We start from the raw sequence: 11532 nt of genomic DNA, 5'->3' as shown, positions 1-11532 counted from the left end.
CTCAACCGAACAACATTCTTGACAGGCGCCTGCGAGTGGCAACGACCCACGGGTCCTCCAATCCGACTGCCTCGAATATCTGCAATAGTTTCGCCTTGGTCGCGCCATCGTTCCATTCGCGGTCGGCCTCGAACATGGCGAGCAGCTCGTCGGCCGCAGCGTCGCGATCGCCGGCGGCGAAAGCGGCTTCGGCATATTCGAAACGTGCGGCCATGTCTCCGCCCTGGGCCTTGGCCTTCAGCTCGGCAAGCTCGCCCTCGTCAACCTTGTTTCCTGCAAGGTCCAGAGCGCTCTTCGCTTGTTCGATCTGCGGGTCTGCAGCTACCGCAGGGTTGGTTTCGGCCGCTTGTAGCGCGGCCTGCGCAGCATCTACCTGCCCAGCCTGGACAAGCGCGCGAACAAGGCCGGCATGCGCTGCGGCGTTGTCTGGCGCCATCTGCACGACCTGCCCGAATATGCCCGCTGCCCTTTCGGCATCGCCTTCGGCCAGGACCTGCTCTCCCATCTCGACGAATTGCGAGACGTCCTGTTGGACCTGCTGTTCGCCCTGACCGTCTCCGCCGCTTACCGGAAGCTGTGCGAGGATCTGGTCTAGCGTCTGCCTGAGTTGAGAGTCCGTCCGCGCATTGGTAAGATCGGCGACCGGCTGGCCCTGAAACATCGCATAGACCGTCGGGATCGACTGAACCTGGAACTGCGCGGCGATGAACTGTTCCTTGTCGACGTCGATCTTGCGCAGCTCGACACCCTTGTCGGCATAGTCGGCAGCGATCTTTTCCAGCACCGGGGCGAGGGCTTTGCACGGACCGCACCAGTCGGCATAGAAATCGAGGATGATCAGTTTCGACATCGATGGTTCGACGATGTCCTGCTTGAAGCGGTCGACCGCCTTTTGTTCATCGATGCTCAGACCCATGCTCGCCACGTCGAATTCACCCTGTCGTCTGTTTCTCTTCGTGCCCCATGTGGGCATTCATCCCGCAATGTGAAGGAGCGGCCCCGTTGCGACAAGCCTTGCGCGATTTGTGCGTTTTTTGGGCTTGCGGGAGTGGCGGGGCGTTGCTAATTGGCCGCCTCCCCACCGGACCTCGTGGTTCGGGGAGCGTCAGTGAGCGGGCGTAGCTCAGGGGTAGAGCACAACCTTGCCAAGGTTGGGGTCGGGCGTTCGAATCGCCTCGCCCGCTCCATTTTCCCAAAATCCGGATAATCGCATTGCCGCGCCCATGCGGTTCGTCGTGCGCGAAAACGCGTTCGTCCAAAGCGCCCGGTTTCGGCTTGCAACGCGAATCTCGCCTGCTATTGGCGCGGTTATGTTGTATCATTCTCATAAGGTCATCGCCGCCCTCCTTGCATCCGCTGCATCTGTTATAGCCCCGCCGGCTTATGCGCAGGCCGGTAGCCAACCGGGCCAGCAGGCCGATCCTGCCGATGACGAGACCCGAAGCGATGATGTTCACGACCGCCGCCGCGATCCACAAAATGTCATCATCGTGAGCGCGCAGGGGCTGCGTCAGTTCGACTTGCTTGCCGGCACCAGCGTGGTCGAGGATGTGGAACTCCAGCGCAATCTCGACGGCCAGCTGGGTGAAGTCCTCGCCCACCTGCCGGGCGTGTCCGCAACGGGTTTCACGCCCGGTGCGTCGCGACCCGTTCTGCGGGGCTTTTCGGGCGAGCGGGTAAAGGTCCTCGTCGACGGCGTCGGCGCGATCGATGTCTCCAACACATCGGACGACCATGCGGTTTCGATCGATCCGCTCAATGCGGAGAGCATCGAGGTGCTGCGCGGCCCCGCCGTTCTGTTGTTCGGCAGCCAGGCAATCGGCGGCGCGGTGAACGTGATCGACAAGCGGATCCCGCGCCGTGTTCCAGACGAGCCGGTGCATGTCGATGCGCTGGTTCGTGCCGATACGGCGACCGACCTGCGCGAAGCGGGCGCCTCCATTGACGTGCCCTTCGGCCAGACCGGCCTCGTCGCGCATTTCGGCGGCAGCTGGCGCGAGACGGGCGATCTCGAAATCCCCGGTTTCGCCGTCGCACCCGCGCTGCGCGCCGACTTGCTCGCCGATGCGGCGGAGGAAGAAGCGGAAGGTGAATTCGAGGAAGCCGAAGAATTGCGCGAGGCGGCCACCCAGCGCGGCTTCGTGCCCAATACCGGCAGCGAAACATGGTCCGGCAATATCGGCCTCGCCTTCATCGATGGCGACAGCACGCTGGGTGCCTCCTTCGGAATCTACGACACCGCCTATGGCATTCCCGGCCGGCCCGGCGCCGGTCATCATCACGGTGAAGAGGGTGAAGAAGAGGAAGGCGAGGAAGAGGGTGAGGAGATCGTCAGCATCGGCCTGCGCCAGTACCGCGCCGACCTGCTTGCCGATCTCGCGCTGGGCGACGGCTTCTTCGAGCGGATGAAGCTGCGCGTCGGCTATTCCGACTACACCCACACCGAATTCGAGGGTGACGAGGTCGGCACAGTGTTCGATGTGGGGGGCGTGGAAGCCCGCTGGGAACTGGTGCAAAATACCCAGGGGCGCTGGCGCGGCTCGATGGGCGCGCAATACTACGCCCGCGACTTCGATGCGGAGGGCGCGGAGGCCTATGTCGCACCCAACCGGACCGAGCAATACGCACTGTTCGCCCTTCAGGAATACGGCAACGGCCCGCTACAGATCGAAGGGTCGGCGCGGTTCGAGACGACGTCGGTCGACTCTGTTCCGCTGGGTGTCGAGCGCAATTTCGATACGCTGTCGGGTGCGCTGGGTCTGGCCTATGACGGGCCCGAAGCATTCCGTGCGGGCGTCAACCTTTCGCGTGTGGCGCGCGCGCCAAGTGCCGAGGAGCTCTTCTCCAACGGCCCGCACATCGCCACGCAGGCATTCGAGGTCGGTGATCCGAACCTCGGGGTCGAACGCGCATGGGGCGGCGAAATCTTTGCGCGCGGTCGCATCGGTCGCGCCGAATTCAGCATCGCCGCCTACAAAAGCTGGTTCGACAATTACATCTATCTGTCCGAGACGGGACTCGAAGAGGACGAGCTTCCTGTCTTCGAATATCTCCAGCAGGACGCTACCTACACAGGGGTAGAGGCCGAGCTCGACTATACCTTCTTCGACAGCGGCGACTGGAATTTCGGCACGGAACTGACGGGCGAATACATCCGCGCCAAGCTCGATGATGGGAGCAACGTGCCGCGGATTCCGCCGCTGAGCCTCTCGGGTGCGCTGCAGGCGTCGAGCGAGACGCTCGATCTGAGGGCCGAAGTCGAATGGTTCGACGGGCAGGACGATGTCGCTGCCTTCGAAACACCGACCGAGGGCTTCACCTTCGTCAACGCATCGGTCGCCTGGCGCCCGATCCGCGAGAATCCGGCGGTGACGCTGTTGCTGAAGGCAGACAACATCTTCGACGTGACAGGTCGCCGCCATGCGAGCTTTACGAAGGATTTCATGCCGCTCGCAGGCCGCAACATCAGCGCGAGCATGCGCCTCAGCTTCTAGGCCGGATCAGTCCTCGACCTCGAAGGTCAGCGCCGCATGCTCGCGGAGCCGTTCGACCAGCGTTTCACCGAGGAAGTAGCCGGGTGTCCCGATGCCGCCCTCGCCATCGGTCTGCAATAGCGCCATGCCCGTTTCGGCGAGCATGCGGCTGGTCGAGCCATATCCGGGGTCGTACTTGCCCTTGACGCCATAGTGCAGCGTCTGCCCATCGGGCATTTCGGCGATGAAGAGCACATCGTAGAACCCATTTTCGCGCTCCTCGGGTGTCGGACCCTCTCCGGGCTTGGGCGGCTTGGCGCCGAAGGGGTTCTTCATCATGTCGGTCATGGCCTTGGCCGCGGCCTTGCCGGCATCGCCCGGGCTGGTCAGCACCATCTCGTCATAACGGAAATCCTCGCCATAGGGGTGGCCGAGAAGGAAGTTCGTGCGATGGACATTCTTCGTGTTGATCGGCGCCATCACGAATGGAGCGGCCCATTTGCCAAGGCTCTGCTCGTAGCGCGGGATCATGCCGTTCGGCTGATCCGGCCCTTCGAAGCCCGGCGTCAGGCCAAAACTGCTCGTGAGGATCGGGACGAGTTTCGGGTTCTTCGCCACCGCCTTCATTGTCTCGGTAAGGCTGGCTACGGTCCCTCCCGATGCCCCGCCCGCCATGCCGCGCACGCGGCCCTTGATGCGCGGCGCCGGCTTGCCGAAGCGCTCCTTCGCGATCTTCTGCGCCATGAGGACGCCGAGATCGAAGGGGATCGAATCGAAGCCGGAGGAAAAGCAGATGCGCGCCCCGCTGGCCTTGGCGGCGTCCATATGCTGCTCGATCTTCTGGCGCATCCATACCGGCTCGCCACACAGGTCGGCATAGTCCGTGCCGCTTTTCACGCAGGCTTGGACCAGTGCGTCGCCATAGAGCTGGTAGGGACCGACCGTGGTGAGCACGACTTTGGTGCGGTGGCACATTGCGTCGAGTGTTGCCGGGTCATCGGCGTCGGCCACGACCAGCGGAGTAGATTTCGGCGCGCCGATTTCGTCGCGGACCGATTCCAGCTTTTCGAGATTGCGGCCCGCCATCGCCCATTTCGGGCCGTCGTCGCGATTGCCGTATTCGCGCACGAAGTGTTCCGCGACCAGGCGCCCGGTATATCCGGTCGCGCCGTAGACTATGATGTCGAATTCCCTGTCGGCCATCTGCACTCTCCTTTGCCGCCTGAATGCGCGCAGGCGGCAGGAGAGTCAAAGCCTCGGCAGGGTCACTCCGCGCTGGCCCATGTATTTGCCCGCGCGATCCGCATAGGTAACTTCGGGCCGCTCGTTGCCCTGCAGGAACAGGAACTGGCACGCACCCTCATTGGCATAGATCTTCGCGGGCAAGGGCGTGGTGTTCGAAAACTCCAGCGTCACATGGCCTTCCCACCCCGGCTCCAGCGGCGTGACGTTCACAATGATCCCGCAGCGCGCGTAAGTGCTCTTGCCGAGGCAGATCACCAGCACGTCTTCCGGAATGCGGAAATACTCGACCGTCCGCGCAAGGGCGAAGCTGTTCGGCGGGATGATGCAGACGTCAGTCTCGCGATCAACGAAGCTGTTGCTCGCGAAATCCTTGGGATCGACCACCGCGCTGTCGACATTGGTGAAGATCTTGAATTCCGGTGCCACCCGCGCATCGTAACCGAAGCTGGAGAGGCCATAGGAGATGCACCCCTCGCGCCGCTGCGCCTCGACGAAAGGCTCGATCATGCCCTCGTTCGTCGCCTTGTCGCGGATCCACTTGTCCGAAAGAATCGCCATGCGATGACGATTCCCGAGGCGCGTCGCAACGGCAAGCGGGGTGGTAATCTTATCCGCTGCTTAGAACGTGCGGCCGGCGAGTTGCGGATTGCGCTGGACGATCCGGTTCAGCCAGCCGCGGGGCTTGCGCATCAGATCGTCCGGATAGTCGACCTTGGCTCCGATGATCTGCGCGATTGCGCCGACGAAGTGGATGCAGTTGCGCTTGTCTAGGTCGTAGAACTTGCCTGGCGCGTTGCGCCAGCGCGAAACTTCCTCGCGCACACGCCAGTATTGCGCATCGTCGATCGTCACGGTGAAATGGCGATTGGTCTTCTCCAGCCATTTCTCCTTTTCGGTCATGATGATGTGCCTGACCGGCCCGGTCAGGATCGCCGGGCTTATGTTCTTGGCGGAGAAGCCGTAATTCTCCTTGATCGCCGTACCGTCGTCGAGTTCGCCTTCAAGCGAGATGAAGGTGTGCGGATATCGCCCGACAAGCACCGATCCATTGAAGCTGTGAAAACTCAGCCGGACATCGGCACGCGCGGCCGGTGCCCATGCCAGAACGAGGGCTGCGATTAGAATGCGGAGCAGTGCGACCATGGGCGTTTTATAACTCATGGCCTGCGCAATTGAAGAGCCTTCTCGGATCAGCTTGCCAGCAGCGTCGCATTGCCTCCCGCAGCGGTCGTATCGATGCAGACCACGCGCTCGGTTGCGAAGCGGGCGACATAATGCGGACCGCCGGCCTTGGGCCCGGTGCCGGAAAGGCCCTCGCCACCGAAAGGCTGGCTTTCCACGACCGCGCCGATCTGGTTGCGATTGACGTAGAAATTGCCCACGCGCGCGCGCTTTTCCACGAAGGCGCGGGTGTCGTCATTGCGGCTGTGCAGCCCCAGCGTCAGGCCATATCCGGTCGCGTTGATGTCCTCGACCACTCGGGCGAGGTCGCTTGCCTTGTAGCGCACGACATGCAGGATTGGGCCGAAGTTCTCGCGCTTGAGGTCGAGGATCGAATCGAGCTCGACGATCGTAGGCGCGACGAAGCAGCCGGCCGACGCGCCGCGGTGCAGGCGACGGCGCCAGACCTGCGCGCTGCCCTTCTTGCGACGCGCGACGTGGCGTTCCAGGGCGGCCTTGGCATCGGGATCGATCACCGGGCCGACGTCGGTGGCAAGATGTTCGGGATTGCCGATCTGCAGCGCCTCGAACCCGCCGCGGATCATCCGCAGCATCTCGTCGTAGACATCGTCCTGGATGTAGAGGACGCGCAGAGCCGAGCATCGCTGGCCCGCGCTTTGGAAAGCGGAGGCCACGACATCGCGTGTGACCTGCTCGGGCAGCGCGGTCGAATCGACAATCATCGCGTTCTGTCCGCCAGTTTCGGCGATCAGCGTGGCGATCGGCCCGTCGCGCGCGGCAAGACTGCGGTTGATAGCCTGTGCGGTCTGCGTCGATCCGGTGAAGGCGACGCCCGCTATGCGCGGATCCGAGGTGATGAGCTCGCCCACCTCGCCCGCACCGGGCAGCAGCTGGAAAGCCTCTTCGGGAATGCCGGCCTCGTGGCACAGGCGCACGGCCAGCGCGGCGATGAGCGGCGTCTGTTCGGCAGGCTTGGCGACCACCGTGTTGCCCGCAGCCAGGGCGGCGGCGGGAGTGCCGATGAAGATCGCCAGCGGGAAATTCCACGGGCTGATACAGGCGAATACGCCGCGGCCGTTCAGCGTCAGGCGGTTCTCCTCGCCCGTGGGACCGGGCAGGGGCATGGGCGAAGTAAACTGGCGGCGCGCCTCAATCGCATAAAAGCGCAGGAAATCGACCGCTTCGCGCAGTTCGAGCACTGCATCGAGCAGCGTCTTTCCGGCTTCGCGCTGGCACAGCGAAAGGAATTCGTCTGTGTGCTCTTCGAACAGATCGGCCGCAGCTTCGAGCAGAAGCGCGCGCTTCTCGCCGCCAAGCGCATTCCAGCCCGGCTGGATCGCTTCGGCGCGGGTGATCGCTTCCTCGACTTCGAAATCGAGCGCATCGCGGCGCGTGCCGACTTCGGCAGTAAGGTCGTGCGGCTTGTTGATCGGTGCCACTTCGCCTTCCGCGCTGGAGCGGAAGGTCGGCTCCGCAACCCAATGGCGACTGTCTAGATCCGCGAGCCTGCGCTGCAGGGGCTCCAGCACCAGAGGATCCGACAGGTCGATCCCTGCCGAATTGCGCCGACCCGGAAAAATATCCTTGGGAAGGGGAATGGCCGGATTGCGATAGGGCTCCATCGCCGCGAGCTCGGCCACCGGATCGGTCGCAAGCTCTTCGGCAGGTACTTCGGCGTCTGCCATGCGATTGACGAACGAGCTGTTGGCCCCGTTTTCCAGCAGGCGCCGGACGAGATAGGCGAGCAGATCCTTGTGCGTCCCTGTCGGCGCATAGATGCGCACGTTGGTCCTGCGATTGCCTTCCATCTGGGCCAAGGCGCCGTAGACATCCTCGCCCATGCCGTGGAGGCGCTGAAACTCGTAGGAGCGGCTTTCGCCCAGCGCCTTGATCACGCCGATCGTATAGGCATTGTGCGTCGCGAAGGCGGGATAGATCGCATCATTCGCCGCCAGAAGCTTTTCCGCGCAGGCGAGGTAGCTCACATCGGTCGCCAGCTTGCGTGTGAAGACCGGAAAATCGGTCAGACCGCCGACATGGGCAAGCTTGATCTCGGTGTCCCAATAGGCACCCTTGACCAGTCGGACGAAGAACCGCCGGTCGTGCTTGCGCGCCAGCCGCGCTACCCAGTCGCACAGCGGAACACCGCGCTTCTGATAGGCCTGGATGGCAAGGCCGAAGCCTTCCCAGCGGCGGCCATCGGGTCGCACGAAGAGATCATCGTCGCGCGCCAGCGCCTCGATGATGTCCATCGACAGCTCGAGGCGCTCGGCCTCCTCGGCATCGATAGTGAAATGGATATTGGCGTCGCGCGCCTGCGCCGCGAGATCGCGCAGTATCGGCAGGAGGTCGCCAATCGCCCGGTCGGCATGGAGATAGGTATATTTCGGGTGCAGAGCGGAAAGCTTGACCGAGATACCGGGCGACGTCGTCATGTCGCCGGTCGCCTCGCGGGCGAGGCGTTCGATCGCCTTTGCGTAGTTCACGCGATAGCGCTCTGCATCGGCATAGGTCATCGCACCTTCGCCGAGCATGTCGAAGCTGTGCGTCAGGCCTTTGGCCCGTTCGGGCGCGGCGCGTTTCAATGCCTCTTCGATGGTCCGCCCGTAAACGAACTGCCCGCCCAGAATGCGCATGGCCTGAAGGGTCGCCGTGCGAATGACAGGCTCGCCGAGCCGGTTTACCGCGCTCTTGAGCGTGCGGCGCATCCCCTTCTGCGCTTCTTCGGGCCGCTCGAGCACTTCACCGGTCAGCATCAGTGAGAAGGTCGCCGCATTGACGAAGGTCGAGGAGCTTTCGCCCAAATGTTCGGCCCAGTCGATGTCACCGATCTTGTCGCGGATCAGCGCATCGGCGGTCGCCGCATCGGGAACGCGCAAAAGTGCCTCGGCGAGGCACATCAACGCGACGCCCTCTTCCGTATCCAGCCCGTATTGATGAAGGAAGGCGTCGATCCCGGATGCCTTGCGCCGTCGTGCATCCTCGATCAGCCGGACCGCGATCGCGGCAGACTCTTCATGGCGCTCGGATGCGCGGGCTGCTTCGGCGATACGCTCGGCAACACAGGCATTTTCCTCGGCGCGATAGGCTTTGCGCACGTCCTGACGGGAGATGGGCTGTGGACTCGGATCTTTCAGGGCCATTCGACTCGCTTGCTTGATTGCTCAGGCGGCCCACTTGGACCCGCACCGTGCCGCTTTCAAGCGAAGTCGGGAGAATGGGGCGCGTGCGCATCCATCCAATCGGCCACCCGGCGTTGGGCATCGGCCGGTAGATGCAGGCCGAGCTTGCTGCGCCGCCACAGCACGTCTTCTCCCGTGCAGGCATACTCCCGCTTCACCAGATAGCGCAGCTCGGCCTCGTAGAGGTCGCCGCCGAGACATTCGCCGAGATCGGCCAGCCCCTTTGCACCCTCGAGGATTTCGGCCAGCCGGGTGCCGTAAGCACGGGCAAGGCGCAAAAGCATTTCCGGAGGAGCGAATTCATATTGTTCGCTCGCCTCCCACAGGAAGCGCGCGAAGTCGCCATCGGCAAATTCGCCGCCGGGGAGCACGGCGTGCCGGGTCCAGGCTTCGCCGGGCATCTCCATCGCCTTGCCGAGGTTCGCTAGAGCATGTTCGGCGAGCTTGCGGAACGTCGTGATCTTGCCGCCATAGACCGACAGGATCGGCGCGCCGCCATCCGCCTCCAGCTCGAACACGTAGTCTCGCGTTACTGTACTGTTGCTCGCGGCATTGTCCTCGTAGAGCGGCCTCACCCCGGCATAGCTCGAGGCAATTTCCTCGCGCGTGACGCGGCTGAGGAAATAGCGCGATGCGGCGGCGCATAGATAATCGATCTCCTCCTCCGATATCCGTACCCGATCGAGATCGCCGTCGTAGAGAAGGTCCGTCGTCCCGATGAGAGTGAAGTCGCGCTCGTAGGGAATGGCGAAGACGATGCGCTTGTCGGGCTGCTGGAAGATGTAGGCGTGATCGCCCGGAAAGCGGCGCGAAACGATGATATGGCTGCCCTTCACGAGCCGCAGATGCGACGGCGTCCCGGCGCCCAGCGCCTGTTTCGCGACATTGTCGACGAAGGGACCGGCGGCGTTGACGACGGCCTTTGCGGAAACGCGCCGCTCGCCTGCCGCGTCATGCAGCGTCGCAGTCCAACTGTCCGCCTGCCGTTCCAGTTGTTCGCATCGGGTGCGGCACAGAATCTTTGCTCCGCGCGCCTCGGCATCCATCGCGCACAGCACCACCAGGCGAGAATCCTCGACCCAGCAGTCCGAATATTCGAAGCCCTTCCTGAGCCGGTCCTGCAACACCCCGCGATGCGGCGGGATCGTCAGGTCGATTGCCTTGCTGCCCGGCAGGCTCATCGCACCGCCGATGCGATCATAAAGGAACAGGCCGGCGCGCAGCATCCACTTGGGCCGCATGCTCGGTTCATGCGGCATGACAAAGCGCAGCGGCCAGATGATATGCGGCGCGGCACGGAGCAGCACTTCGCGTTCGCGCAGCGATTCCGCGACCAGCCTGAACTCGTACATTTCGAGATAGCGCAGGCCCCCGTGCACCAGCTTCGTGCTGGCGGATGACGTGTGCGAAGCCAGGTCGTCCTTCTCGACAAGCAACACGCTGAGACCGCGCCCTGCCGCATCGCGGGCGATGCCAACACCATTGATGCCGCCGCCGACCACGAGAAGGTCGAAATGGTCGCTCATCCCATCCTCATGCCTGTCGCAGCAAGCGCCCCGCAACAGCGTCGAGCTTCGCCAGCAGCGCCTTGTCGTGATGTTCGGGCGCAGTCAGGACCGCATCGTTCAGCGCGTGGTCGATGGGCGAAGGCGTACGCTTCTTCGGCAAGCCCTTGCAGAATGCCTCGACCGTCTTGCGGGCCAGTGCGGAATTGGCGTTCATCTGCTCGATGATCTCACCGACATCGACGCTTGCGGCGTCGTCGCGCCAGCTGTCGTAATCGGTGACCATGGCGAGGAGCGCGTAAGGCAGTTCGGCCTCCCGGGCGAGCTTTGCCTCGGGCATGCCGGTCATGCCGATCACCTCGGCCCCCCAGTGTCGGTAGAGCTTGCTTTCGGCCCGGCTCGAAAACTGCGGCCCTTCCATCGCAAGGTAGGTCGCGCCCTCGCTGCAGGTGCCTCCCGCCTTGGCAACCGCCTTCGCCGCGTGCTTCGAAAGCCGATCGCAAACGGGTTCGGCCATGCTGACGTGGGCGACGAACCCGCTGTCATAGAAGGACGAAGGGCGTCCCTTGGTGTTGTCGATGAACTGGTCGACCGTCACGAAATGACCCGGCGGCAGTTCGTCCGACAGCGATCCGACCGCGCTGATCGCCAGGATATCGGTGCAGCCAGCGCGCTTGAGTGCATCGATGTTGGCCCGCGCGTTGATCGAGCCGGGAGCAATCCGGTGCCCCCGCCCATGCCGGGGCAGGAAGCGCACGCGCACGTGCCCTATCGTCCCGCACAGGATTTCGTCCGACGGTTGCCCCCAGGAGGATTTGATGTCGATCCACTGCGCATCCTCAAGCGCATCCATCGCATAAAGGCCCGACCCCCCGATGATGCCGATGGTCCAGTCGCTCATGCCTGTCGTCCCGCTGTTTGCATTGCAATGCATCGGTGGAGCTT

At 63.5% G+C, this 11532-nt stretch carries 8 protein-coding genes and 1 tRNA gene; 2 read left to right on the top strand and 7 right to left on the bottom strand.

Annotated features, from left to right (window positions below; translation table 11 throughout):
• Position 1: 1 nt before the first annotated feature.
• A complete protein-coding gene (locus P8Q88_RS06385) occupies positions 2–916 on the bottom strand; it encodes a tetratricopeptide repeat protein (RefSeq protein WP_278323012.1) in 915 nt (304 codons plus the stop codon).
• A 196-nt stretch (positions 917–1112) separates the two neighbouring features.
• Between P8Q88_RS06385 and P8Q88_RS06380 the strand changes: the two genes are divergently transcribed.
• Positions 1113–1187: transfer RNA gene (locus P8Q88_RS06380), tRNA-Gly, on the top strand.
• Positions 1188–1310: 123 nt separating this feature from the next.
• A complete protein-coding gene (locus P8Q88_RS06375) occupies positions 1311–3494 on the top strand; it encodes a TonB-dependent receptor (RefSeq protein ID WP_446532538.1) in 2184 nt (727 codons plus the stop codon).
• Between the two features lie 6 nt (positions 3495–3500).
• Here P8Q88_RS06375 and P8Q88_RS06370 read toward each other — a convergent pair whose 3' ends face one another.
• From P8Q88_RS06370 to mtnP, 6 genes are read right to left on the bottom strand one after another with little or no spacing between them, the layout of a single operon-like run.
• Positions 3501–4676, bottom strand: a complete 1176-nt coding sequence (locus P8Q88_RS06370; protein ID WP_278323010.1) for a saccharopine dehydrogenase family protein — start codon at positions 4674–4676, stop codon at positions 3501–3503.
• Between the two features lie 45 nt (positions 4677–4721).
• Positions 4722–5276, bottom strand: a complete 555-nt coding sequence (gene dcd, locus P8Q88_RS06365) for a dCTP deaminase (protein ID WP_278323009.1) — start codon at positions 5274–5276, stop codon at positions 4722–4724.
• Positions 5277–5336: 60 nt separating this feature from the next.
• Positions 5337–5879, bottom strand: a complete 543-nt coding sequence (locus tag P8Q88_RS06360; RefSeq protein WP_278323008.1) for a hypothetical protein — start codon at positions 5877–5879, stop codon at positions 5337–5339.
• Between the two features lie 29 nt (positions 5880–5908).
• On the bottom strand, positions 5909–9043 hold the full coding sequence (gene putA, locus P8Q88_RS06355) for a bifunctional proline dehydrogenase/L-glutamate gamma-semialdehyde dehydrogenase PutA (protein ID WP_278323007.1): 3135 nt from the start codon (positions 9041–9043) through the stop codon (positions 5909–5911).
• A gap of 56 nt (positions 9044–9099) precedes the next feature.
• Positions 9100–10608 (bottom strand): glycerol-3-phosphate dehydrogenase, encoded by a 1509-nt coding sequence (gene glpD, locus P8Q88_RS06350; RefSeq protein WP_278323006.1) that lies wholly within the window; start codon positions 10606–10608, stop codon positions 9100–9102.
• 7 nt (positions 10609–10615) lie between these two features.
• A complete protein-coding gene (gene mtnP / locus P8Q88_RS06345) occupies positions 10616–11488 on the bottom strand; it encodes an S-methyl-5'-thioadenosine phosphorylase (RefSeq protein WP_278323005.1) in 873 nt (290 codons plus the stop codon).
• Positions 11489–11532: the final 44 nt, after the last annotated feature.

Source organism: Qipengyuania marincola, assembly GCF_029688625.1.
GTDB lineage: Bacteria > Pseudomonadota > Alphaproteobacteria > Sphingomonadales > Sphingomonadaceae > Qipengyuania.
This window is presented reverse-complemented; position numbering and strand designations above follow the sequence as displayed.